We start from the raw sequence: 26,008 nt of genomic DNA on the forward strand, positions 1-26,008 counted from the left end.
TTTTTAAAAAAATATTTTGTATTAAAAAAAGATAAAATTATCTTCGTCCGAGTTTGCTACTTTTTTAAACTATGAACAGAGCAGGGCCATCAGAAGTAACAAACTGGTAATGACCAATTATCAACCTTTTTTAACCGATGAATAAAATTTTATTATTAGCAACATTTTGCTTGTTTCATACAGTAATTTTTAGCCAGCAAAGTGACTACAGAAACAAAATAAAAGGGCCTAAAAGCCTATTTGGTGACCGGTGTAAAGAATACAATAATATAGTCACTTCATTTCCCAGAGACATAAGATTTGATATTGTAGTTCTTGACAGGCAAATAATATTAACCTTTCCAAGTGAAAAACATTTCAAAAAACTTTTTGACGATTCATTTGATGGAGTTGCAGTAGACATCATCGATAAGAACCAATATAGTTGCATAGATAATAATGAATTACTAAGCGCATGGCCTAACCGGGGCTTATTACTGGATCCTGTTTTTAAAAATGAATTATTGAAATACTATGTTTTAACTGAACTGAACACCGTAGCGGTAAATATCGGTTTTTTACCTTATTCGTTTGAGCCTGAAAATGTGGAATGTAATTTATTGGTTCTACAAAAAAAGGCACTATGCAGCTATGAATCAACCGCAGGTTTAGAAATGGAAAGTTGGGCATTACTCAACACAGGACTCTATTGGGATACTATTCCCCGACAGCAGGAGGAATTTTCTGATCGCTTTTTTGAAAAATCCATCACCTTTAAAATCCCATTTAATAAAAACAAATCTACTTATGATTCAACAGATATAAAGCCTCTTTACGATTCGCTTAATGTAACAGATTATGAAATAACAGATATTTGGATCAAAGCTTATTCATCAGTAGAAGGTACTGTAAAAGAAAATGATTATCTGCAGTTCGCCAGGGCAAAAAGCATTATTAAAGCGCTGGAAAAATATCAGACAAACAAAATAAAGCCCCATATAAAAACATCTGAAAACTGGAGTCAATTTGCCAGATCAATAAGAAATACAGAATTCGAATTTTTGAGAAATTTATCTAAAGAAGAAGTAAAGAATAAGCTATTTACTGACAAGATATTATTAAATAAAATTGAGCCATTATTAGCTAAACAAAGGTATGCTGAAATTAAACTTGATCTCAGACTAAGAAAATCTATATTAAAGAATCCCGATCTATTAATATCAGTATTTGATGAAAGCATCAGAGATGAGGATTTAGATAAGGCTATAAAGATCCAGAAACATATTTTCAAAGAAATTAAAGATCGTCAATTACCTGCAAGGTTCATTAATTTACTTGAAATACCAGAAAAATCTGAATTCGGACCATTGTTTAATAATTTGTTACTATTTGAACTGGATTATAAAATAAGTAATCGCAAAAAAATTATTGAGAAGTTTGAAGAGATAGAAAAGTTCACTCCTGATAGTTGGAAAATAAAATACAATTTACTCTCACTTAGAATAGAAGAATGGGCAAATGGAGATTCTACATTTAATTACGATAAAGTCCTTTATGATCAAATTCAAAGTTTAAATAGCACGCCTCTTGATGAAACATTACTGGCAAGATTAAAAATTAATTATTATTTGGTTTTGGTTCAATATCATATACTGAATAATGAGTATGACCTGAAGCGGGATGCTATAAAAAAAATACTTGCATATTATAGAAACTCATCTCTAAATGAAGATGAAATATTTAGCATATCAAAATTTCTTTCTTTCAATAGTGAATTTGAGACTGCCATAAATATTCTTACTCCGGAAGTAAACAAATTTGGTGTATCAGAAGATATATTATTTTATTATTTGAGACTATACTTCGTAGAAAGCGGACTTACATTTAATGACAACTCGAAACAGCTTGTCAGGAAAGCAATTGCTCGAAATAAAGAACGTTTCTGTCAGTTTTTTAATTCAAAGTCCCAAGGCGGGGCGAGCTTCCAATTAAGAAACAGTGAGTTCCTCAACAATATTTATTGCGAAACATGTAATGATCAAAACATGTAATTGAATACCTGTATTAACTTATTACATACAAAGGTATTAAGCCTCCAAAATTCTTTTAATAAAGAAAATATAGAATTAAATTACTATAGGGATTTAACAAAAGTGGATTATGAGTAGAGCTAGGATCATTGATATTTACATGGCTGAATTGAAAAAGCCAGGTTCTCATATCGATCTCATAAAAAAAGATATGGAGTCCAAAGGATTACCTGAAGATGAAGTAAGAGCGATAATAAAGTATATTGACGCCCAAATTAAGAAGAAGGCCCAGACAGATGTTGAAAACAAAAAAGCTAATAGAATACTTCTGTGGGGTATTATACTGTTTTTTTCAGGCCTAATAACGTCATTCATGATCTATCAGGATATCCATTTAAATAGCCCATATTCCATTATTATGTATTCACCACTTATTATAGGAATGCTTTTAATTATTAAAGGCATTATAGCTAAAAAATGAAATGGACCTCATAAGCCTGAGTATTAACAACATAATTCCTTTTTTATTAATAATAGTTTATTTTGTTGTGCCATTAATTATTAGTTGGTTTGACTCAAGGCACAAAAGAATTAATTATTTTAGTGCATTGTTAATCAATTATTTATTCACCCCTCTTATCGGACATTTCATAATTCAAAACCGACCAAGCAGATACGTTTTGGGATGCAAACATTGTGGTAATATCTATAATGAAACGGAAATTTGTGGATTATGCGGTGGTGAAAACAAGAATACTCAAGTTCATAATATCAAAGGAATTTTATAATCTGAAATTCATAATCATCTATTTAACAAAATCATTAATTAGTTAGGAATTATTAACATTTAGCAGAGCTGGTACTTCTTCATTGTTGATTAAAATTGCATTCAAACCTTAATCAATTATATGAAAAAATTATTAACACTCACCTTAATCATTTTATTCCATCCTGCCTTTTCTCAGGAAGACAAGTTTTATATTAGTGAAAATGGAGAAAAGCATCTTTGTGGTCAAATTCCAATAAATGTTTTAGAGGATGACCCGGAATTTTCTAGTTGGTACAGTTCAAGCGCCAATGAATTTGAATTATCGGGTAAAAATGTTGACTGGGCAAAAAATCTTAAAGATTCATACGTAGAAATTTATTTTGGCAGCTGGTGTGGCGATAGCAAAAACTATGTTCCAAAGTTCATTAAGCTTTGGAAAGAAATCGGCCTAAAAGAAGAACAGTTGAAATTATATGCACTGTATGATGGTAATGTAGAAGGTAAATACAAACAAGGGCCCGAGGGAGAAGAGAAAGGCTTAAAAATTCACAGGGTTCCAACATTCATTTTTTACAGAAATGATAACGAGTTTGCCAGGATAGTTGAATCTCCAGTAAATGATCTTGAAACAGACCTGGCTCAAATTGCACTTGGGTACCCATCTGTGCCTAATTACAGAGCGGCCGATTATATGTTAGAACTTTTTAAAAACAAGACAATTGAAGAAATAAAAACAGACAAGCGAAAACATGTCTTAGAATGTTTTTACAAAACAGGTAAATCAAATGAGTTAAATACTTTGGGTTATGTTCTTTTAGATGCTAACAGGATTCAAGAAGCTCTTTTTGTTTTCGAAACAAATATGTATCTCTTCAAATATCAACCAAATGTATATGACAGCTATGCTGAGGCCAATGTAATTGCAGGAAACTACGAAGTAGCTAAGAATCTATATAATAAAGTGTTAGAGTTAGATCCTGAAAACAAAAATGCTAAAGAAAAACTAAGAGAAATTGAAGATATAAATCAATAAACTTTACCTAATAAACCTACAAAGGGACATAAATATTTAATAAATTATAGTAATAATGAATTAAATATTTATGTCTCATACTTTAATCACCAACGCCCAGATTTACAGACCATTCGACCTACAAGACAATAAATACTATCAGGTCAGAATATTAGATCATAGAATAGTTTCAATAGAAGAAAATGGCTACAAAGGAAAAAAACCTGACAATTCCTTTAACGCAAAGGGCAGAGTATTATGCCCATCCTTTAAAGACTCCCATATTCATTTCTTAAGGTATTCACTAATGAAAAAGGAACGCGACCTTAGAAAGATTACTACCTGGAAACACCTGAGAGAGCAATTAACTGATGGTGCAGAAGAAGTAGCTTTACAACAAAATAACTGGTTAGTTGGCAGAGGTTTAATGGATAATAAATTTAGTGATAAAGATAAATTGTTAACTGCTGAAGACCTTGATAAGATTGATATAGATTACCCTATATTTTTACTACACCAGGACGGGCATGAATGTGTTCTTAATAGTAAGGCTTTAGAAATTGTACGGAAGGACGATTTGCTCCAAAAAGATCATGACGAATTTATTGAAAAAGATAGTGATGGCAACTGGACGGGAAGATTTAAAGATACTGCTGTACATTTCATCAAAATGCACTTTAGAAATAAAACCACTAAAGAAGCAAAAGATGCCATTATCGATGGGCTTCCCCATTTAGCCGAATTTGGAATTACCCATATTGATTCTGACGATCTTAATTATGTCGGAGACTATTCCAAAGTCTGGAAAGCTTATTCTGATCTTGATAAGAAGGGAGAACTAACATGTTCAGCATATCTTCATCATTATGTATTTAATCTTGAAGATATGAAGAATTATATCAAAAATTATGAATTCAGAACCGGGGATGGAGAAGGAAATGTAAGAGTTGGAGCGTTTAAAATTTTTGTTGATGGAACATACAGACTACATACTGCAGCACTTAATTTACCTTATTTTGATACAGGCACTACTGGTACTTTAATTTACGATCAGAATGAATTAAACAAAATGCTGTCTTTTGCTGAAAAGAACAAAATGCAAGTAACAATGCACTGTATTGGTGACAGGGCAGTTGAAACAGCATTAAAAGCAATTATTCAGGCAAATAAAAAGGAAAAAAATCCACTGAGGCATAGAATAATCCACATGCAAAATACTAGGCCTGATCTATTAAAGATGCTCCACTCCTTCAGGATACCTATTGAAACGCAACCCGGTTTCTTGCAAAAAGAATATCCAAAATATGCTTCCTGGTTAGGTGAAGACAGATGTGAGTTTGTTCAGGTTGGAAAAAGTCTTATTGATCATGACGTAATTTTTACAGCTAGTTCGGATGCACCAATTGGCCCATTGAATCCAATGGAACACATCTTCAGTTCAGTAAATCGTACAGATGATAACGGTAAACCCGAAGGTGGCTGGCAGCCACAAGAGAAAATCACAATTGATGAAGCTTTTCATAGCTACTGCACATCACCCTGCTTTTTAAATCATACTGAGAAATCGTCAGGGCGATTATTACCTGGGTTTGATGCAGATATAATATTATTAGAAGAAAACCCTCATGAGGTAGAAAGTATATCATTAAATAAATTAAAAGTGGATGCAGTCTGGCATAAAGGAACCCAAATATTTGACAGGTATAACTCTTGATATTTTATTAAAACATAATATGAATTTCCATAAGTTTTAATCCTCAACAGCATCAATTATGCTTTTTAGCTTTTTTTCTTCTTTCATCCTTTAATCTTCATTAAGTTTATTATTGATTTAATAAAATTCCCAGGAGAATCATGAACCCGGATGAAATATTAAAGCTTGAAAACCAGATCTGCTTCCCTCTCTATGCAGGCTCACGCTTAATCACTAAAGCATATAAGCCTCTTTTGGACCAATTGGGAATTACCTACCCTCAGTATTTGGTTTTGTTGGTATTATGGGAAAAAGAAAATATTTCCATAAAACAGATAAGCAATAAATTAATTCTTGACACCAATACTTTAACGCCTCTACTTAAAAGGATGGAACAATCCGGGCTGGTTAAAAGGAAACGATCCGCAGAAGACGAAAGAACTGTTTATATCAAACTAACTTCAAAAGGTAAAAAGCTCAAAGAAAAAGCTCAATCAATTCCCTCTAAACTGATTGAACAATTGTCTTCTGAGGATATTTCAGTTAATGAAATTCTGCAAATGAAAGAAACACTTTGTCTGTTAATTGACAAAATGAAAGATAAGTGACAGCTAATTAGCTTATTTAATATTACATCTTCTCAAACTTTGCCAGAGTGGCCATTCTCGCCTTATTCAAGTTAAGAATATCATCGGTGATAGTAAAGTTATCAGTCATTTCAAATACTTTCATTAATTGCTCTTCGATCTCCATTCCCTCAGTACACATCTTTTGAGTTTTACCTAAATTCGAAAAACTTATCCGGGTTTGCCCTTCCCATTTGTACTGGCCAAAGAAATTGTTACACCCCGCAAAACCATAAACCCTGGCTTTATCAGGTTCAAAGGCCATAAATATTTCCTTACCAGAAATATTATTCACTTTCTGTCCCTTTAATTCAATTAATTTCCATTTAGGTTCTGTCAACTCAAATTTTGCTTCCATTTGTACTTTATTCAATATGTAATCATCCTCGAGCTCGCCTTCTATTCTACTACCATCATTATCAAGGTGAATCAACTTATCTTTACCAAGGAGATACATATCAGGAGTACCACCTCTACTATCCAGAATTATTTTGTTTTCGTCATCAAACCATTCAAACTCTCCTTTTTTCTCAAACCCCTCGCCTTCTTTTCCTAAGTAAACTACTTTTTTAATATAAGTAGAATCTTCTTTAAGAGTAATTGATGTTTTAACACCATCACAATCAGCACAGGGTAATATGCCTTCATAATAGCCTATCCAATCAATATAAAGCGTGCTATTATCACCATCATATTTACCATACCTTGGTTGATTAGGTTTGCAGCTAAATATTAAAAAGATTAGTAAAAAAAACGTTGTGGTATAATATCTCATTATCTAATTGACTTAAATAAAAACTATTTTTGATTATATAAAATATAACATATATCACTTATCTATTGTTACCTCTTGGGCTTTAATTTTAAATTAATATTGTTAATTAAGATTATTTCTACTCTCTATAGCAATTCATAATATAAACAGGAGATAAATACGGTTTATTTTCTATAAAAAAATCAAATAAATTGGTTGTTAAAAGTATTTTGAAAATTAAAGACCTGTAGCATGATTTTCTAATCAAAAAATAACCCTGACAGAGCAAACTGTCAGGGATATATGTTTATCATGGCACACGAGAGTTGGTGGGATTAAATATTCCATCAGGATTCTCAAGTTTGATCCAAAGATGTAACGCCCAATAAGGTCCTATTACATCCCAATGATCTAAGTCTCCAGTAAATCCTTCAGGTGGTTCCGGGCTTTCAGATCTAAGAACCAGATATTCTACAGCCAGGAATTCCCAATTTCCGTCTTCATCTGGAATGAACAACAAAGCTTCCGGGTTTCGATGATCGAATGTTCCGTCTACTAAGGCCCCCTTGACAAAATGATGCCCCATATTTGGCAGATAACCTGTTACATCGTCATTCCAACCTAGATAATAAGCAACATTGAAATTTTGTAATTTCCCAGCCGCTGCTTTTACTTCATTAATCTCTTTGAGTAGTTGCTTGTTGAGTTCTTTATCTCCGTCGCAACATTCAAATCCATCAACTTTCATTTTACCAGTGGGAACGAATGAATCAGGTTCACTTTCACATCCTGCAAACAGGATTAACAATGACAAACAACAGATCTTCAAAACATTTAATGAAAATCTACTTAAAGATGGTGTGGTAAGGTGGTTATATTTCATAATGGCATTGGTTATTTGAATAATTAATTTCTTATTCTTTTGATTTAGACCAATGAAAATATCACACTTTTCTGATGGGATTCAGATTTATAGCTCCTTGTGTAAATATAATCTTTTATTTAGACTAGATATAATTATTTAAACATTTTTTTGCAATAAAAGAATTTGGTTAGGAAAGAGAATAATTATATTCCCATGATGGATTGTGCACATATTGGACATAATATGCTTTTAAGAGTAAATTATTACCATTTATGTAATTCAGGTTTATTTCACCAAATTGATGGTCCCCAAATATCCCACCTGACCTGATTTTGGCAAATATAGAAGGATTAACGGTATATTGCGCTTGAACTGATATGACACTAAAAAAGGCTAAAAAGATAAAATAACCTCTCATAATAAATGCTCTTTAAAAATTCCTGTAACAAATATTAAGTTCGCACTTAAATTAAAGAATATCTTAAGTAATAAAATTAATCTTAATTATATTAACCTCAGTATAACCTCAATAAATCATGAAGCAAGTAAGTGCATTTTTTCTACTGATCTCAGTATTTATTTTTAGTTGTAAAGATAAATCCGAGAAAAGTGATTTCAACAAACAACAAATTGTAACTATCAATAGTGATCATGGAACATACTATTTGTCTGCCCTTACTGAAGAAATAGTTAAACTCTCTTTTAACGATTCGATAATTACTTCAGATGAAATTTATGCTCCTGTGATGACCGAAGAAATTGAAATGGAGGTTATTGAAAATGATAGTACGATCATAGCCAAAACTTCTGAATTGAGAATACAAATAACAAAATCTCCCTTTAAACTAACCTATTTTGATAATAACGGTAATATTAAGCTTGAACTCAATGGAGGAGTTAATAGAATTGGCGATAGTGTCGCTGTTAATTTCTCATTAAAACCTGATGAATCCATTTATGGAACAGGTTTCAGGGCTATTCCATTAAACCGTCGAGGGTATAGCTATCTGGCTTACAATAAACCTCAATACGCTTATGGAGAGGGGGCTACAGAATTGAATTATTCAATTCCTCATTGGATGTCCTCATCTAATTATATGATGATGATCGATAACCCTTCAAAATCTTATTTTGATATCGGTAAAACCAATAAAGACGAGTTGATCTATTCCAGTTATAGAGGTAATCTTTCTTTTTATTTTATAGAAGGAGCTAATTTCAGGGAATTGATAAGGAATTATACCAGGCTGACAGGTAATCAGCCTCTTCCTCCGATCTGGGCATTAGGCAATTTTCAATCTCGTTTTGGATATGAGAGTCAGCAGGAAGCTGAAAATATTCTTGATCGCTCTTTAAACGCCGGATATCCTACAGATGCACTTATTCTGGATATTTTCTGGTTTGGCCCAGAAATTGAAGATGGAAGAATGGGAGACCTTAAATGGAATAAAGAGAAATGGCCGGAACCAGTAAAAATGATCGATAACTTCAAAGAGAAAGGTGTTAAAACCATTCTGATAACAGAGCCATTCTTCACCAAAAAGTCACAGTATTATAAATATTTAGCTTCTAATGGATTATTGGGCCTGGACAAAGATAGTTCAGTATACGAACTGCCTGACTTTTATTTTGGTGATGCAGGATTACTCGATATTTTCAATCCTAAAGCTCAAAAGTGGATCTGGCAGGAATACAAAAGAATGAAAGAATATGGTGCTGCAGGATGGTGGGTAGATCTTGGAGAACCGGAAACTCACCCGGATTCCATGTACCATTATAACGGCAGAGGTTACGAAGTCCATGGTGCTTATGGTCATGAATGGGCAAAGGTTATGTATAACGGCTATGCTGCAGATTTCCCCAACGAAAGACTTTTCCTACTTGCACGCGCCGGATTTGCAGGTACTCAGCGATTCGGCTTGATCCCCTGGTCGGGTGATGTTGGCAGAAATTGGTCTGGCTTTAAACCACAGCCATCGATTATTATGAGCATGGGACTTTCCGGAATAGGTTATATGCATTCTGATGCTGGTGGCTTTACATTTGTCGAGGAAAAAGATCCTGAACTTTATACACGTTGGGTGCAATTTGCTGCATTTTCACCAATATTCAGACCTCATGCTGACCAATCTGCTCCTGCAGAACCAGTCATGTGGAGTGAAGATGTTCAGAAAAATGTTAAGCCATTTGTCGAACTTAGATATGAACTTTTACCTTACAATTATACCATGGCCTGGGAAAATACAACCACGGGCATGCCTCTAATGAGACCAATGTTTATTGAATATCCTTCAATTCCAGACACCCTCCAGACTCAATACATGTGGGGAGATGATTTCCTGATTGCTCCAATCTTAAATCCAGGAGTTAAAAACAGAAAGGTTTATTTACCGGAAGGAGAATGGTATAATTACTGGACAGATGAAAAGCTTAATGGAGGAAAATGGATAGATGTATCTGTTACAATGGAAAATATCCCTGTTTTTGTAAAGGGTGGAAGCATTATCCCTACTACAGAAGTGATCAGGTCAACTGATTATTATGACACAGACTCTGTTCAATTAAACTATTACTATAAAGAAGGAATCAATGAAGATAAGATATATTTTGACGATGGATTAACTAATAAAAGCTGGCTGGAAAATAAATACGACCTGATTACGGTAAATGTTAATTCAAATTCATCTAGCATAACCTTTGCAGCAGATCATGAAGGAAATGGTTTTAAAGGTGCTCCTTCAACCCGAGTTTATAAAATTGTGATTCATGGAATTAAATCAGAACCATTGGGAATGGATCAGGAAAAATTTTCCTGGGTTTCGAAAAAATCATTGCTTTCCTTTTACAGTACTTTGAGAAATGATGAAACGGTAAATCTTAATTAAAAAATCAAAGCCCGCTAATTAGCGGGCTTTGATTATTCATTCTATTTCTTTTTAGCATCCGTCATTCGAAGATATGGTTTGATTGTATCATAACCTGGAAATCGTTCTTTTGCATCTTCATCGCTAACAGATGGCGATATCACCACTCTCTCTCCTTCCTTCCAATTAGCCGGTGTGGCCAAAGATTGGTTAGCTGTTAACTGGAGACTATCGATAACCCTGATGATCTCATCAAAGTTTCGGCCTGTAGATGCAGGGTAAGTAAGAGTTAATTTGATCTTTTTATCAGGACCGATAATAAAAACAGATCTGACAGTAGCATTTTCATCTGAGTTAGGATGGATCATATCATAAAGTTCAGATACTTTCCTGTCTTCATCAGCTATTATAGGATAATCGACAGTTGTTTTATTTACTTCATTAATATCTTTAACCCATTCTTTATGCTGATCTAAGGGATCGACACTCAATGCAATTGTTTTAACATTTCGTTTATCAAATTCATTTCTGTAGCGTGCCACAGTACCTAATTCGGTTGTACAAACCGGTGTAAAATCTGCAGGATGTGAAAATAACACGCCCCAGGAATCTCCCAGCCATTCGTGAAAATTGATTTTACCTTCGGTAGTTTCAGCGGTAAAGTCAGGCGCTGTATCGCCCAGTCTTAAATGTGCCATGGTCAATAGTTTTTTAAATTATAGTTGAAACAAAACTGATTGAGGTCAAGGTTGTTTTGTAGTATTTAAACGAATTACCGTGTTCATTGTTGAGTTAATTTATAAATTAAAGAACTTATCTCCCGAAGAGGGGTTATATCTATTCGACTTTAAACCAATAAACATATGCAAACAAGACAAATCATATTTAAAGAGCGTCCAAAAGGGATGCCCGATGACTCTACTTTCAGCTTTGAAAAAACAGAACTTTCGGATCTAAAAGACGGCCAGGTTTTACTTAAAGCTACCTGGTTTTCTGTAGATCCGTATATGCGTGGTAAAATGAGCGATGCAAAATCGTATACTGAACCCTTTGAAGTTGGTAAACCATTAAATGGAGGTGCCATTGCTGTAGTTGAAAAAAGCAAATCTGAAAATTTTAAGGAAGGAGATACAGTTTTCGGAATGCTCGACTGGGCAGAATATCAGGTAGCCGATGATAAAACCCTGAGAAAAATAGATCCTGAAATAGCTCCACCTAGCTATAACCTGGGAATTCTGGGAATGCCTGGACTAACCGCATATTTCGGACTAATGAAAATAGGCGAGCCAAAAGAAGGTGACACAGTAGTTATTTCAGGAGCTGCAGGAGCGGTAGGTTCCGTAGTCGGACAGATTGCTAAAATACAGGGCTGCAGGGTTGTTGGTATTGCAGGTAGTGATGAAAAAATCGATATGCTAACAAATGATTTCGGCTTCGACGCGGGGATCAATTATAAAGCAACCGATGATATCAAAAATGATTTGCAAGAAGCATGTCCTAATGGTATAGATGTGTATTTTGACAACGTTGGTGGTGAAATCTCGGATGCAGTAACAATGCAATTGAATGATTTTGCACGAGTATCATTATGTGGACAGATCGCACTTTATAATGCTACATCAATGCCAACCGGACCACGCATCCAACCAATTCTGCTAACACGGAGAGTAAAAATGCAGGGTTTTATAATCTCTGATTTTCAAAGCGAATTTGGTGAGGGGATTAAAAAGATTGCATCATGGCTTCAGCAGGGTAAATTGAAATACGAAGAAACTGTAGTTGAAGGATTCGATAATATCCCGAAGGCATTCCTTGGTCTTTTCTCAGGAGAAAACAAAGGTAAAATGGTTGTAAAAGTATAAAGAGTAAAGGCAGCCCTTAATTGTTTGCCGGCAAAGCGCACTTTGGGCTGCCTTTTATTGAACTTTATCTTTATTACACCTTTTCTCTTTCAACCAGATAATCTCGTTCTATTGCTCCATCTGCCAATTCAATTATCCGTTTACCATAAGAAGCATTATGCTCGTCATGAGTTACCTGGACAATGGTTGTACCCTCTTCATTTAACTCTCTGAAAATATTCATAACCTCTGCAGCCTGCTTACTATGAAGATTACCAGTTGGTTCATCTGCCAGTAATACTTTAGGCTTACCAATAATTGCCCTGGCAACCCCTACAAGTTGTTGCTGGCCTCCGGATAGTTGATTGGGAAACAAATCTTTTTTAGCAACCATATTAAAGCGGTCCAGCATTTCAGCCACTAAGGCTTTTCTTTCTTTACCAGGAACTTTTCGATATAAAAGAGGTGTTTCAATGTTTTCATAAACTGTTAACTCATCAATCAAGTGATATGCCTGAAAAACAAAGCCGAAATAATTCTTTGCCAGTTCGCTCTGCTTTTTACTCTTAAGGGTATAGATATCGTTATTATCTAAAAGATATTTACCTGATGAAGCATTATCTAACATACCGATAATGTTAAGCAAAGTAGATTTACCCGCCCCTGAAGGTCCCATAATGGTTAGAAAATCACCTTTTTCAACTTTTAAGTCGATGGCTTTTAGCAAAAACAACCTTTGAAACTTTGCATCGATATACTTATCAAGGTCTTTTATTTCTATCATATTATTCGTTTTTTAATGCGTTAACCGGATTTGTACTTGCTACTTTCAATGCATGATAAGTTACTGTACTTATAGCCACTATAAATGCGATCCCGGAACCAATTATAAAGACTAAGAAATTTAGCGTTATGTGATAGGCAAATTCTCCGATCCAATCAGTAAGTATGAAATAACTTACTGGAATGGCGATTACCGCCGAGATTAAAACCAGCTTAACAAAAGACATATTAAAATTAAGTACAATGTCTTTTATCGAACTTCCCAGAACTTTTCTGATTCCAATTTCTTTTGTTTTTTGTTCTGCTGAAAAGGATGCCAGACCAAATAATCCCAGGCAGGAAATAATAATTGCCACAAAAGTAAACACCCCTGAAAGTTTACCCAGAATCTCTTCGTTTTTGTAAAGCTGGTCATACTCTTCATCCATAAACTGGTAGTCAAAAGGTGCTACCTGGTCATATTTCGGGTGAATTGCGCTTAGAGAGGCCAGAGCCTGTTTTTCTTGCCCTTCCTTAAATCTGACTATTGCTCGAAAAACATAGTCAGTATCGAGGGTAATAATTGTCGGTGGGATTTCTGCTTTTAAGGAATTGGTATGAACATCTTTAAAAACGCCAATTATTTTACCTTCAGTGTTACGGAAGTTTAAGCGATTCCCCACAGGGTTATCCATCCCCATCAATTCGGCTGCAACATCATTAATCAAATAGCTTGTAGAATCATTAAATAATTCATCAAATGATCTGCCTTCTTCGATGTCTATGCCCAATACATTTTCAAAATCATAGCCGACTTTCAATACCTTGAATGAATTTATTTCGTCTGGTTTTTTACCATCCCAGATCACATCTCCAGTGCTGGATCCGACTCTTACCGGATTTTCATCCACCCTGGAAACCACATCAATCCCCTGCATTGATTCAATTTCTGTTTTCCAGGTGTCGAACTTTTCAAATAATGACACTCCAGGATAATAGAATAACACATTTTCTTTATCCATTCCAATGGACTTGTTTCGTAAAAACTCTAATTGTTTGTAAGTAAACATTGTTCCGATTATCAGGATAATTGAAAGTGAAAATTGTATTACTACCAGCACTTGCCTGAACTTTAATGCTGATTTTCCTTTTTCAATTTCATTTTTAAGCACTTTAACTGGTTTGAAATTAGTGAGATAAATTGCAGGATATATACCAGAAACAATGGTGGTTACCAGAAGAATCATCAAAGTTCCTATCCAAAATATCGGTGAGTCATACGGTACATTAATAGAAATGGGTGATATGGTATTAAAAACAGGAAGTGTTAGTTCAACTATTGTCAATCCCAATAAGATAGCTATAACAGTATAAATTAGTGTTGTAGCCAAATTATTCTTAATTAATGAAAATCTACTGGCTCCGATCACTTTTCGTATACCTGTGTTCTTAGCCGTTTTCATCGATTGGGCAGTAGAAAGATTCATGAAGTTTATGCAGGCAATTAATAAGAGAACAGCAGCAATAATGATGAAGATATTAAGAGTACTAATCAATCCTCCTTTTTCTTTTTTATTTTCAAATGTTCCCTTGAGATACACATCCCTAAAAGGATAAAGAAACATTTCAACATTTGTTCCGCTGATATGATTTCTTACCATATGCTTAGCTTTGGAGCTAACATCCTTATAGTCAGTATTTTCATCTAGCAAAGCATAAGTCAATAAGGTATTGTTACCCCATTTATGAAGCCAGGGGTTCTGATCAAAATATGGTTGCATCGGAAGTAAAACATCAAATTGAATACTTGATGCATCTTTATTCACTTCTAAAACTGCTGAAACAGTGTATTGGTCCTCTCCATCTAATAAAAAAGTCTTTCCCACAACATTCTCGACTCCAAATAATTCAATTGCTGCTTGCTTAGAAATAACTGCATCAGTAGACTTTTTGAGAGAAGGTGTTCCATCCCAAACCGGAAAAGAGAAAATATCCAAAAATTCGGGATCGACATATCTAATAGATTGCTTTACAGTATTATTTTCGAATGAGGTAACCATATTATAATCCCATGTGGATCTGGCTGCTAACTCTACTCCAGGTATATCTCTTTTGAATTCCACAGCAAACATTCCAGGAGTAGACCTGGAGGTCATGGCAGTACCATCATTAAATGGATGATGTTCCAGCACCTGGTAAATCCGATCGATATTTGAATGAAATTTATCCACCGAGTACATATTAAAAACCCAGATGAAAATCATCAGGCTAAATGCAAACCCTATAGCTAAACCAAAGATATTTATGAAGGAAAACATCTTGTTTTTCTTCATATTTCTTAAAAAAGAGCTTATAAAATAATTAATCATTTTTCAGAGCATTTACAGGATTAGCATGAGCAGCCTTTAGTGCATGATAGGAAACAGTTATGATAGCAACTAAAAAAGCACTTATTGAGCCAAGTATAAATATCGAAGCTTTTAAAGGTAAATGATAGGTGAAGTCATTTAACCAGATATCGAGTATGAAGTAAATAATTGGTACAGCAATTATTGTAGAAATGATTAATAGCTTTATAAAAGAGGCATTGAAACTAAAAACAATACTATTAACTGAACTGCCCAGTACTTTTCTGATTCCAATTTCTTTGGTCCGTTGTTCAGCAGAGAAAGATGCCAACCCAAATAAACCCAAACAGGAAATAATTATTGCAACAATGGTAAATACACCAGCAAGCTTACCAACAATCTCTTCATTTTTATAAAGATTATCATATTCGTCATGCATAAAGCTGTATTCAAATGGGCCAACCTTATCAAATTCAGAATGCAATGATTGTAGTGATGCCAGGGCAGCCTCTTCCTGAAATGGCTCAAATTTAACCAACACTCTCCACGTATTAAGTGGATCATAATTAAGTATAGTTGGTGCTATAGGTCCTCTTAAAGAACCAGTGTGAACGCCCTCAAAAACACCAATAACAGTACCATTTTTTCCCCAGAAAGATAATTTTTCCCCGACAGGATTCTTCATCCCCATCAGCTTTGCTGCTTCATCATTAATTACAAATCCAAGTGAGTCAGTTGCTCTGCCATCCCAACTTCTTCCCTTGCTTATCTTAATACCTACAGTTTCGGTAAAGTCCTCTCCAACCCTTACCACATCGAAAATTACATGGTCATCAGGATTCTTACCTTCCCAAACAGGGTCACCAGTATTGTTAGCAACTCTAATCGGGCTTTGATCTGATCGGGTTACTAACTCAATACCAGGCAATTTCTCGATTTCATTCTTCCAGCTGTCAAACTTTTTAAACAAAGATTGATGAGGGTAATAAAATATTATCCTGTCCTTATCCATACCAATATTTTTATTCCTCATATATTTCAATTGATTATGAGTAAATATTGTTCCGGTAATTAATATAATTGACAAACTAAACTGAACAACTACTAACAATTGCCTGAACCGAAGAGCAGATTTTCCCTTTTCAATCTTTCCTTTAAGAATACTTACTGCTTTGAAATTTGATAAGTAAATGGCCGGGTAGATACCAGACATTAAAGTAGTTATTAGAACTATTGATACAACACCAATCCAGAATATTAAACTATCGTAAGGGACTTCAACTTCTAAAGGAGAAATAGAATTAAAATACGGAAGCATCAACTCAACCAAAACTAATCCTGCGACGACAGCTAAAACTGCATAGATTAAAGTAGTAAAAAGATAATTTCGGATAAGAGAAATTCTACTGGCTCCAATAACCTTTCTAATCCCTGTCTCCTTAGCTTTTTTTACCGATTGCGCAGTAGACAAATTCATGAAATTTATACATGCGATAATTAAAAGGAAGACGGCGATCACGATGAAAATTTTAAGATTTTCAATTTGTCCGCCTTTTTCAACTTTTCGTCGAAAAGACCCTTTTAAAAAAATGTCTTTAAACGGATAAAGGAATAAATCCACTACAGATCCTTCAACCCTTTTCTTTATAAAATCGGATATTTTGCTATTAACTATATTGTAATCAACATTTTCTTTTAATAAAACATAACAAAGTGTATTATTATTTCCCCAGGTATGCATCCACTGATTATGATCATAATAGGGTTGAAATGGAACCAGCACATCAAAATCTATACTTGATTTTGATTTATCCAAATCCAAAACTGCAGATATTTTATAATCTTCACTACCATTTAATGTCATGGTTTTACCAACTACATTGACACTATTAAATAGTTCCAAAGCTGCTTTTTTTGTAATAACTGCTTCATTTGGTTCGTTAAGTGAAGGAAAGCCTTCGAGAACGGGAAATGAAAATATTTTTAAGAAATTCGGGTCAGTAAACCTAATTACCTGCCGTACGGAATTATCATCAGTTGAACTTATCATATTATAATCCCAGGTTGCTCGTGCTGCCAGTTCAACTTCCGGAACTTCTTTTTCAAATTCCGGACCTAAAACTCCTGGCGTTGCCCTTGTTGTTAGGATATTCCCGTCACTATATGTTTGATGTTCCATAACCTGGTAAATCCGGTCTATATTACTATGGAATTTATCAACTGAATACATATTATGAACCCATGCAAATACCATCAGGCTGAAAGCAAGACCTATGGCTAGTCCAAAGATATTTATGAAGGAAAACATCTTGTTTTTCTTCATATTTCTTAAAAAGGAAATAATAAAATAGTTTTTCATGGTGGTTAATAGATAATGCTATTCATCTTTTAATGCGATGACAGGATCGGTTGAAGCAGCTTTATAGCTTCGGTAACTGATTGCCACAAAAGCAATAAATGCTGTGGTGATCAACCCTGCGAAAAAATACAGCGGTGAGATGCTTATTTTATATGCATATTCACTCAAGTAGGAATCCATTAGAAAATAACTGGCAGGTATTGCTACCAAAGAAGCGATTACCAAAAGCTTTAAAAACTCACTAGAGAATACCCAAAGCAATTGATTTTCAGAGGCACCCAACACTTTACGCACACTAATTTCTTTCATTTTTTGCTGAGCCATATAACTGATCAATCCATAAAGACCAAGACAGCCAATAAAGATTGCAAGCCCCGAGAAAATGGAGAAAATTTTAGTCAGCCTTTCCTCATCGGCATAAAATGTTTCATTTAAATATTCATCTAACAATTGATAATCAAAATCATATCTTGGATAGATCTCATCAAATGACGCTCGCAAATGTTGAACAGTATTCTGGATGTTACCTTTAGCGACTTTTATTCCAATGTGATTATAATTTTCAGGCTGGACAAAAATTGCAACAGGTTGTTTTTCTCTTTTAAAACTGGTAACATGAAAGTCCCTTACCACACCTGTAATAGGTGCTTCAGTTCCCCAAACAGTCATCATCTTGCCTACAACTTCAGAAGGATCTGAGAAGCCGAGTTTTTTTACAAAGGTTTCATTAACTACAAATCTGTTTATAGAATCTGTTTCAACCAGTCCTTCACCTGTTATAATTTCCATATTATATGTTTCAATATAATGGTGATCACCTGGTTTAACATTTAAATTATAGGGCTCTGAAAATCCTTCAATCCTGGCGCTGGTCATAGAACTCAAACCTGAGCTTGGAGATGCCATCCCCAAAGTAGCATTGGTCACCCCACTAAATTCCATGGCGTTATTCTTGAATTTAGTAGACTTTTGATTATCATGGTAAGGCAAATCGATCACAATAATACCTGATTTATCAAAACCAATGTCATGGGTTTTAAAATAGGCCATCTGGCTAATCATAATGATCGTGCATATTATAAATGCCTGTGAGATAAAAAATTGACCGCCGACAAGTATTCTTCTCAAATTGTAACTAAAAGATCCTTTAAAGTTAAATCGGCCTTTTAAAGTCAAGGCGGGTTTAAATCCGGAAAGAAGTATCGCCGGATAAAAGCCAGCAACCACAGTTAGAAATATCCAAACGATTATACTAAAAGATATGAATTTGAAATTCAAGATAACTGATTTATCAAGCCTAAGGTCAAGAAAACCATTTAGTGGCTCTAGTATTAACAGATTAATAATAAGTGCCAGAATCAAAGACGTTAGAGTTAATATACTCGTTTCCAGCAAAAATCTAGCTACTAACGAACTTCTGGAACTGCCTAAAACTTTCCTGACACCAACCTCTTTACTTCTTTTATTAGCCACTGCAGTAGAAAGATTTATAAAATTCACACAGGCAGTCAATAGCAGTAATAAGGCAATAACAAGTAAGGATGTTAAAGTACCTTCAGAAATACTACGGTTGTTGTAATTACCATAGCGAGTATCTGTATGAGTTTCTTCAAGAGACTGCAGCCTGAAATTACGACCTTCAAAGTTTTCCGGATTATTCTCTGACAATTCATTAACCATTTGCACTAAGGCCATATCAACCTCATGTCTCAAGTCTGATTCTTTTACTTTTACAAAGTAATTATCATCACTATAAAGGCTCTCCCACCCTGGTGCTTCCTTTTCGTCTTTTATTGTTGAATAGGATAAAAATATGTCAAATGGAAAACCTGTGTTATTAGTGTAATCCTCCATTAAACCAGCTATTCTGAACATTCCATGGCCATCGAGATCAAATTCTTTTCCAATAACATCATCTGAACCAAACCATTTGGCAGCCATTCGTTTTGATATTACCGCTTCATTTTTATTCTTTAATATTTTTCTTTTATTTCCACGGATAATGTCCCTCTTAAAAATTTCAAAGAAGCTATTTTCCGTGTAACTAATACCTTCCTTATCACTAAGCTGAAAATATTCTTCTTTACCCCCTTTTTTAGGAATGGTTATCAGCATATTATTGCTATACAATCCGGAAATGAAAACATCTTTTTCAATTTGAGGAAATTTATCTTCAGTCATTGCAGGTAAAATCGCAGGGACTCCTGATAAATTGAATGTTTCACCATTATGATTATCATCAGTTACAACTCTGAAGATTTTTTCGTGATCTGCATGGAACTTATCATAACCAGAGAAGTGATTGTGAATAATAAACAGTATCAATGCACCGGCTACTCCAATTCCCAGCCCAAGTAAATTTATAACCGTATTTGTCTTTTGTTTTAATAGCACTCTCATCGAGGCCCTCAACATATGTAAAAATGAATTCATAAATTATTCGTCTTTTAATGTTTCAACCGGATTTACCCAAACAGCCTTTAAGGTATTGACCGTTACGATGCTCAGAGTAAAAACCAATCCAATTAGTATTGCAATGACCATTATCCACAGCCAGTTTACTTCCTGATAAACAAATGAACTCAGCCATTTTTGCATAAAAAGTAAGCTCACCGGCAAAGCAATGATTATTCCTATAATTGTAACTTTAATAAATTCCATATTGAACATCCCGGACAAGGATAAAGTATCAGCGCCCATTACTTTCCGTATGCCAATTTCTTTTGTTCGGCTATTGATTGCCAGGGATACCAGTGCATATAGTCCCATTGCTGCAATTATTATTGAAATAATAGCACCAGCGGTCACCATTTTACTCAATTTTTCATCTTCCTCGTATTGCCTTTGAATTGTTTCATCCAGAAACCTGAATTCAAATGGCTCACCCGGATAAATTGAAGTATATATTTCTTCAATTTCCTCAATTTTATCGCCAAAATCCTCTGCGTTAATCTTAGCTATTACTGTTGGCGTGAGCCCCCCAGGAATATTGAGATGGGCAAGACCAGAAAATATTAAGTCCGGGTTTAGAACAAGTACTATAGGTTCGATATCATCATAAAGTGATGCATGATGGAAGTTCTTAACCACACCAATAATCTTATGAGGATCAAATTTTTCAACACTTGGTAATTGTTCATTAATTGGGTTCTTCATTCCCAATAATTCAGCCATCTTCTCATTGATGATCATTGCTGAACTATCAGCTGGGTTATCAGAAAAATTCCTTCCATCAGAAAATTCAAGCCCAATGGTTTCAGCATAATCAGGACTAACAATGTTCATTCTAAATCTAAACATACTACCATCAGCTAATGGAAAACCTCCTGCCCACCAGGTATTATTACCATAGGTAGCCAAAGTAGTGGCACTTTTTTCTATGAAGCTGTTATTATTGAGGGCATTCAAGAAAGGTACAGTCTTTTTAAATCCGTTGTTTACATAGGGTACCAGGTCGGGAGATGGTTTAGGTGAAACCTGTATTTGAATTATTGCTTCTTTATCAAAACCCAGGTCAAAGTTTCTTATTTGTTCGATCTGCCTGTACATTATTAAAGTACAGGTGATCAGAAATATTGATATAAAAAACTGAAAGGCAAGTAATCCTTTACGTAGATTTTGTTTCCCAAAACTCAATGTCAAGTGAGATTTAAGTACTCTTACAGGTTTTAAAGAGGAAAGAAAGATTGCCGGATATACACCTGCTGCAAAAGTTATTACTACAATCAATCCCAACAGAATAAAAATATACTTAGACTCAAAAAGGAGTATTACATTTTTATCAAACAGGTTATTAAATACTGGTAATATTAATTTTGCCAATACAATCCCAACCAAAGCAGAAAAAAGGGTTATAAGAAAAGCCTCAACCATAAACTGGATGAACAATTGATTATATCGAGCACCCATTGTTTTTCTCACTCCAACTTCTTTTGATCTGGTGATAGATCTGCCAATCGCCATGGTTGTAAAGTTTATACAGGCAATAACCAGAATAAGAATGGCTATACCACCCAATATTCTAAGTAATTGCGGATCAGTGGTTATAGACATTCCAGCAGGATCTTCACCATTAACATGAAGATCAGATAATGGTAATAAAGAAAACCAATATGTTCCTTCAACATACTCTTCACCTAGAGCTTTTTTAACCATTTTAGGCAATATGCTTTCAACTTCTTTAAATGGAACATCTTTCTCAAGTAGTATGAAAGTTTCTCCAAATACATTGAACCATCCTTCCAATCCGTCTTTGCCAAAAACCTGTTTAAATTGTTCATCGTGAAGAATAACCTCAAACTGTATACTAGAATTGTAACCTGGATCCTTTACCACTCCTGAAACAAGGTATTCTTCGTATTCAGGGCCAACCTGGATTTCCATGGGACGACCGATCACATCAGTAGAACCAAAATATTTTTTAGCTATGGATTCTGTTATAATTACATTAGAATAGGAGGACAAAGCATTTTCAGGTGTCCCACCTACAAATTCAAAATCAAAAATCTGGAAAAAATCAGAACTAACCAGATGTGTAAGTTGATTAATACTCTTTCCCCCGGCTACCCTGGTCATATTTAAGGTATTGATAAAACGAGTAGAAGCTACTACCTGTGGAAACTCTTCTTTTATCGTGGGCATTAATACTGGTGGTGTTGAAGTAGAATAATTTTCTTCATCGTCCACCACCTCATGCATCATAACCTTGGCAATCCGATCATAATTTGAATTAAATTTATCATAGCTATGCTCCTGAACAATAAAAAAGAGTATAATCATTGAAATTCCTAACCCGACAGATAAACCAACCAGGTTTATAATTGTATACTGCTTTTTAGCAAGAAGATTTCTTAAGGCTATTTTAAAGTAATTGATCCACATACTGGTTATTGATTAGATTTTCTATTCATTTCTTAAAGCCTTAACCGGATCGCTAAGTGCGGCTTTTACCGATTGATAGGATACTGTTATAAGTGCAATGAGAAATGCCGGTATAAGAGCACCTAAAATATAGGAAGCATTAATATCGGTTTTATAGGCAAAGTCCTGTAACCATTCTTTCATGGCAAACCATGCTATAGGCACTCCGATCAAATATGCTATAAAGACTAGTTTCATGAATCCTCCGAGCAGCATAAATACCACCTGGTTAGTCTCTGCACCCATCACTTTTCGGACACCAATTTCTTTAAATCTCTTTTCTGCCGTAAAAGCAGAAAGTCCGAAAAGTCCCAGGCAGGCTACAAGTATTGCCAATCCTGAAAAAACCAGCATTAACTTTTTCACTCGCTGTTCTGCGACATACATCGATTCAAAATCGCTATCAAGAAAATTATATAAGAAAGGCTGGTCCGGACTAATTGAATTCCAAATGCGTTCAATAGCCGCTAATTGATTTTTATAATCTTCAGATTTCAATTTGACTAATAAGACACCCCTATTATTACGATTGAAAATTCCCAACGGGGTTATGCTTTCTTTAAGCGAATTAAAATGGAAATTTTTAACTATCCCAATTACTTTATAAGCCAGAATTGTTTCTCTGTCTATTTGGCCGGTAACATCATCAAAACCAAAGGAATGAATATATTGCCCAACTGGATTTCCCTTGAATCCAAATTGATTTATTGCGGACTCATTTAATACCACAGTAGCAGAGTCTGAAGGTGCATCAGAATCAAAAGCCTGTCCATCGATAAATTCTAAATTAAGAGTATTGAAATAATCTCCATCTGCTCCCCAGCTTTGCATACTTACTGATGATTCCGGTGATGGATTTGTGCCATTTCTCCAATACATATTATCGCTCCTGCTATAACCTTCTACTGGCAGAAAACTAGTTAAGGATGTATTACTTACCGAAGCCAGACCACTGACTTTTTCTTTAAATACCTTAGCTTGATCATTTAAATTCCAAACATCATTAATGATTAATACCCGATCCTTTTCAAATCCCAGGTTTTTATTTTGTATATAATTTAGCTGACCTGTGATAACGAGAGTTCCGATTATTAGAATAATTGAAATAGCAAACTGCCCTACTACCAATATATTTCTTAATGAAAAGGAACCTTTTCCTACAACTTTACCACCTTTCAGAACTTCCACCGGCTTATAAGACGAAAGCATCAACGCCGGATAACTTCCTGCTGCTAAGCCAGTTAATATCAAAATAAATATTAAAACCAATAATAGCTGAGGTTGTGTAAAGTAATCTGTGGAAATCTGTTTATCAAAAGTATTATTGAAGATTGGCACTACCAATTCAACTATTAAAACAGCAAGTAATAAGGAAAAGAATGATATAATCAGGCTCTCTGTTAAAAATTGAAAAACCAGCTGTTTCTTTCTTGATCCTAATGTCTTCCTGATCCCTACTTCTTTAGACCTCTTTAAAGACCGTGAAGTGGATAAATTGATGAAATTTATACATGCGATTAAAAGTATTATGCCGGCAACAGTACTAAAAATATAGATATATTTTATATCACCATTTGCAGATAATTCATTATTCAATTGTGAATGTAAATGAATATCCTCTACAGGCTGAATATGATATTTAACAAAACTACCCTCATTTTCAAGAGCGTCGTATGTTGTGCCCAGTAAATTAGTGATTTGAGGCCCAATGTATTTGGTTAAAAAATCCTCTCTAATCCGAGCTTCAAATTCTTCGGGATCCACCCCCTCTTTTAACTTAAAATAGGTTTGAAAATTATTACTTAACCATATATCATTTTTACTATCCTCCCTGTTTAGCATTGAAAAATACACTGCAAAATCAAAGTGCGTATTAGTTGGAAGATCTTTAATGACCCCGTCAATTCTAAATTTATTATCATCATCAACCAGGAGAGTTTTACCAATCACATCAGTCTCTCCAAAATATTTCAGGGCAATTGATTCCGAAATCACTACTGTATTCGGTTCTTTTAGTACTTTACCTGGGTCTCCATGTAAAAATGGAATTGAAAAAACAGTAAAAATCGAGGAATCAGCAAAAACGACGCCGTACTCTTTTTTATTTTGATCTCCCTCATTCACTTTCATCAGGAAATCACCCCAGGTTCGAAATCTTCCGTAACTTTCTACATAAGGATAATCCTCCAGGAGTGCCATCCCAAGGGGAGCTGGCCCTGTTGTATAGTGATTATGATTTCCGCCAAAGTTTATTTCACTGGTGACCCGGTAAATTCGATCAGAATCTTTAAAATGCTTATCGTAACTCACTTCATCGAGAATAAAAAGTACAATAAGTATACAGCAGGCTATTCCTATGGCAAGGCCAAGGATGTTAATTGTGGAATAGAATTTTGTATTCCATAAGTTCCTGAATGCTATTTTGAAATAATTTTTAAACATGATGGTGAGATTAATAGATGGTCATCGGATCATTGCGGATCCTTTATACATGGAATTGTTCTTTAATATTTTCGGTAACCACCTGGCCATCAAACAGATTAATGATCCTGTGGGCATAATTCGCATCATGAGGAGAGTGCGTAACCATTACGATGGTAGTACCTTCTCCATTAAGTTGCTCTAGCAAACGCATTACCTCTTCGCCATTTGCACTATCAAGGTTACCAGTAGGCTCATCTGCAAGTATTACTGCAGGTCTGGCAACAATCGCTCTGGCAATAGCAACACGTTGCTGCTGTCCTCCGGATAATTGCTGAGGGAAGTGATTTCTGCGATGCATAATATTCATTCGCTGGAGTACTTCTTCCACTTTCTGCTTTCTTTCGCTTGAAGGTACTTTTAAATAAAGAAGAGGCAATTCTACATTTTCAAAAACTGTTAGTTCATCGATCAGATTAAAGCTCTGAAATACAAACCCTATATTTCCTTTTCGAAGTTTAGCTCTTTGTCTTTCTGAGTGATTTGAAACTTCGGTATCAATAAAATGATACTCTCCCGAACTTGGATTATCTAATAAGCCTAGGATATTTAACAGCGTGGATTTACCGCAACCAGAAGGCCCCATTATCGCAACAAATTCACCTTTTTTGATCTCTATATTGATACCATTAAGAGCAGTTGTCTCTACTTCCTCTGTTCGATATAATTTTTGCAGATCTACAGTTTTTAAAATATTTTCCATTT

The 26,008-nt window shown here is 34.7% G+C and carries 18 protein-coding genes; 7 read left to right on the forward strand and 11 right to left on the reverse strand.

Annotation, left to right across the window (positions count from 1 at the left end; all coding sequences use genetic code 11):
* Nucleotides 1-137: 137 nt before the first annotated feature.
* The 5 genes from OO013_RS01940 (at nucleotide 138) to OO013_RS01960 (ending at nucleotide 6,091) form a co-directional block, all read left to right on the forward strand.
* On the forward strand, nucleotides 138-2,030 hold the full coding sequence (locus OO013_RS01940; protein ID WP_266054886.1) for a hypothetical protein: 1,893 nt from the start codon (nucleotides 138-140) through the stop codon (nucleotides 2,028-2,030).
* Nucleotides 2,031-2,139: 109 nt separating this feature from the next.
* Nucleotides 2,140-2,490, forward strand: a complete 351-nt coding sequence (locus OO013_RS01945) for a hypothetical protein (RefSeq protein ID WP_266054888.1) — start codon at nucleotides 2,140-2,142, stop codon at nucleotides 2,488-2,490.
* A gap of 427 nt (nucleotides 2,491-2,917) precedes the next feature.
* Nucleotides 2,918-3,811, forward strand: a complete 894-nt coding sequence (locus OO013_RS01950; protein WP_266054889.1) for a thioredoxin family protein — start codon at nucleotides 2,918-2,920, stop codon at nucleotides 3,809-3,811.
* 70 nt (nucleotides 3,812-3,881) lie between these two features.
* Nucleotides 3,882-5,504 (forward strand): amidohydrolase, encoded by a 1,623-nt coding sequence (locus OO013_RS01955; RefSeq protein ID WP_266054890.1) that lies wholly within the window; start codon nucleotides 3,882-3,884, stop codon nucleotides 5,502-5,504.
* A gap of 140 nt (nucleotides 5,505-5,644) precedes the next feature.
* Nucleotides 5,645-6,091: a MarR family winged helix-turn-helix transcriptional regulator gene (locus tag OO013_RS01960; protein ID WP_305067177.1), complete on the forward strand. Its 447-nt coding sequence runs from the start codon at nucleotides 5,645-5,647 to the stop codon at nucleotides 6,089-6,091.
* Between the two features lie 22 nt (nucleotides 6,092-6,113).
* Here the strand turns inward: OO013_RS01960 and OO013_RS01965 are convergent, their stop codons facing one another.
* The 3 genes from OO013_RS01965 to OO013_RS01975 all read right to left on the reverse strand — a co-directional run bounded on the left by OO013_RS01965 (nucleotide 6,114) and on the right by OO013_RS01975 (nucleotide 8,146).
* Nucleotides 6,114-6,884: a copper resistance protein NlpE N-terminal domain-containing protein gene (locus OO013_RS01965; protein ID WP_266054891.1), complete on the reverse strand. Its 771-nt coding sequence runs from the start codon at nucleotides 6,882-6,884 to the stop codon at nucleotides 6,114-6,116.
* A gap of 289 nt (nucleotides 6,885-7,173) precedes the next feature.
* Nucleotides 7,174-7,746, reverse strand: coding sequence for a hypothetical protein (locus tag OO013_RS01970; protein ID WP_266054892.1), 573 nt, complete (start codon nucleotides 7,744-7,746; stop codon nucleotides 7,174-7,176).
* Between the two features lie 169 nt (nucleotides 7,747-7,915).
* Nucleotides 7,916-8,146: a hypothetical protein gene (locus OO013_RS01975; RefSeq protein WP_266054893.1), complete on the reverse strand. Its 231-nt coding sequence runs from the start codon at nucleotides 8,144-8,146 to the stop codon at nucleotides 7,916-7,918.
* Between the two features lie 118 nt (nucleotides 8,147-8,264).
* On the opposite strand from OO013_RS01975, the gene OO013_RS01980 reads away from it, so the two are divergent.
* A complete protein-coding gene (locus tag OO013_RS01980) occupies nucleotides 8,265-10,613 on the forward strand; it encodes a TIM-barrel domain-containing protein (protein WP_266054894.1) in 2,349 nt (782 codons plus the stop codon).
* Between the two features lie 41 nt (nucleotides 10,614-10,654).
* On the opposite strand, the gene OO013_RS01985 is transcribed toward OO013_RS01980, so the two are convergent.
* On the reverse strand, nucleotides 10,655-11,290 hold the full coding sequence (locus OO013_RS01985) for a peroxiredoxin (RefSeq protein ID WP_266054896.1): 636 nt from the start codon (nucleotides 11,288-11,290) through the stop codon (nucleotides 10,655-10,657).
* A gap of 165 nt (nucleotides 11,291-11,455) precedes the next feature.
* Here OO013_RS01985 and OO013_RS01990 point away from each other — a divergent pair, with 165 nt between their 5' ends.
* Nucleotides 11,456-12,454 (forward strand): NADP-dependent oxidoreductase, encoded by a 999-nt coding sequence (locus tag OO013_RS01990; RefSeq protein ID WP_266054897.1) that lies wholly within the window; start codon nucleotides 11,456-11,458, stop codon nucleotides 12,452-12,454.
* Between the two features lie 73 nt (nucleotides 12,455-12,527).
* Here OO013_RS01990 and OO013_RS01995 read toward each other — a convergent pair whose 3' ends face one another.
* Genes OO013_RS01995 through OO013_RS02025 form a run of 7 tightly spaced genes read right to left on the reverse strand, consistent with a single transcriptional unit; the run spans nucleotide 12,528 to nucleotide 26,006 of the window.
* Complete coding sequence (locus OO013_RS01995) at nucleotides 12,528-13,217, reverse strand: ABC transporter ATP-binding protein (protein ID WP_266054898.1); 690 nt, start codon at nucleotides 13,215-13,217, stop codon at nucleotides 12,528-12,530.
* Between the two features lies 1 nt (nucleotide 13,218).
* Entirely contained in the window at nucleotides 13,219-15,528 is a 2,310-nt protein-coding gene (locus OO013_RS02000) for an ABC transporter permease (protein ID WP_266054899.1), read from the reverse strand.
* A gap of 28 nt (nucleotides 15,529-15,556) precedes the next feature.
* Complete coding sequence (locus OO013_RS02005) at nucleotides 15,557-17,902, reverse strand: ABC transporter permease (protein ID WP_266054900.1); 2,346 nt, start codon at nucleotides 17,900-17,902, stop codon at nucleotides 15,557-15,559.
* Nucleotides 17,903-17,920: 18 nt separating this feature from the next.
* A complete protein-coding gene (locus OO013_RS02010) occupies nucleotides 17,921-20,335 on the reverse strand; it encodes an ABC transporter permease (RefSeq protein ID WP_266054901.1) in 2,415 nt (804 codons plus the stop codon).
* Between the two features lie 3 nt (nucleotides 20,336-20,338).
* Complete coding sequence (locus OO013_RS02015; RefSeq protein WP_266054902.1) at nucleotides 20,339-22,783, reverse strand: ABC transporter permease; 2,445 nt, start codon at nucleotides 22,781-22,783, stop codon at nucleotides 20,339-20,341.
* Nucleotides 22,784-22,804: 21 nt separating this feature from the next.
* Nucleotides 22,805-25,264 (reverse strand): ABC transporter permease, encoded by a 2,460-nt coding sequence (locus OO013_RS02020; RefSeq protein WP_266054904.1) that lies wholly within the window; start codon nucleotides 25,262-25,264, stop codon nucleotides 22,805-22,807.
* Nucleotides 25,265-25,307: 43 nt separating this feature from the next.
* Nucleotides 25,308-26,006 (reverse strand): ABC transporter ATP-binding protein, encoded by a 699-nt coding sequence (locus OO013_RS02025; protein WP_266054906.1) that lies wholly within the window; start codon nucleotides 26,004-26,006, stop codon nucleotides 25,308-25,310.
* Nucleotides 26,007-26,008: the final 2 nt, after the last annotated feature.

It is taken from the genome of Mangrovivirga halotolerans, assembly GCF_026241165.1.
Lineage (GTDB): Bacteria > Bacteroidota > Bacteroidia > Cytophagales > Cyclobacteriaceae > Mangrovivirga > Mangrovivirga halotolerans.

Excerpts from the sequence above, each read along its gene's own strand:
- OO013_RS02015 (WP_266054902.1), bottom strand. The coding sequence starts at position 22,783 with ATGTGGATCAATTACTTTAAAATAGCCTTAAGAAATCTTCTTGCTAAA.
- OO013_RS01955 (WP_266054890.1), top strand. The coding sequence starts at position 3,882 with ATGTCTCATACTTTAATCACCAACGCCCAGATTTACAGACCATTCGAC.
- OO013_RS02010 (WP_266054901.1), bottom strand. The coding sequence starts at position 20,335 with ATGAATTCATTTTTACATATGTTGAGGGCCTCGATGAGAGTGCTATTA.
- OO013_RS02025 (WP_266054906.1), bottom strand. The coding sequence starts at position 26,006 with ATGGAAAATATTTTAAAAACTGTAGATCTGCAAAAATTATATCGAACA.
- OO013_RS01950 (WP_266054889.1), top strand. The coding sequence starts at position 2,918 with ATGAAAAAATTATTAACACTCACCTTAATCATTTTATTCCATCCTGCC.
- OO013_RS01995 (WP_266054898.1), bottom strand. The coding sequence starts at position 13,217 with ATGATAGAAATAAAAGACCTTGATAAGTATATCGATGCAAAGTTTCAA.
- OO013_RS02000 (WP_266054899.1), bottom strand. The coding sequence starts at position 15,528 with ATGAAGAAAAACAAGATGTTTTCCTTCATAAATATCTTTGGTTTAGCT.
- OO013_RS02005 (WP_266054900.1), bottom strand. The coding sequence starts at position 17,902 with ATGAAAAACTATTTTATTATTTCCTTTTTAAGAAATATGAAGAAAAAC.
- OO013_RS01970 (WP_266054892.1), bottom strand. The coding sequence starts at position 7,746 with ATGAAATATAACCACCTTACCACACCATCTTTAAGTAGATTTTCATTA.
- OO013_RS01985 (WP_266054896.1), bottom strand. The coding sequence starts at position 11,290 with ATGGCACATTTAAGACTGGGCGATACAGCGCCTGACTTTACCGCTGAA.
- OO013_RS01945 (WP_266054888.1), top strand. The coding sequence starts at position 2,140 with ATGAGTAGAGCTAGGATCATTGATATTTACATGGCTGAATTGAAAAAG.
- OO013_RS02020 (WP_266054904.1), bottom strand. The coding sequence starts at position 25,264 with ATGTTTAAAAATTATTTCAAAATAGCATTCAGGAACTTATGGAATACA.
- OO013_RS01990 (WP_266054897.1), top strand. The coding sequence starts at position 11,456 with ATGCAAACAAGACAAATCATATTTAAAGAGCGTCCAAAAGGGATGCCC.
- OO013_RS01940 (WP_266054886.1), top strand. The coding sequence starts at position 138 with ATGAATAAAATTTTATTATTAGCAACATTTTGCTTGTTTCATACAGTA.
- OO013_RS01965 (WP_266054891.1), bottom strand. The coding sequence starts at position 6,884 with ATGAGATATTATACCACAACGTTTTTTTTACTAATCTTTTTAATATTT.
- OO013_RS01960 (WP_305067177.1), top strand. The coding sequence starts at position 5,645 with ATGAACCCGGATGAAATATTAAAGCTTGAAAACCAGATCTGCTTCCCT.
- OO013_RS01980 (WP_266054894.1), top strand. The coding sequence starts at position 8,265 with ATGAAGCAAGTAAGTGCATTTTTTCTACTGATCTCAGTATTTATTTTT.
- OO013_RS01975 (WP_266054893.1), bottom strand. The coding sequence starts at position 8,146 with ATGAGAGGTTATTTTATCTTTTTAGCCTTTTTTAGTGTCATATCAGTT.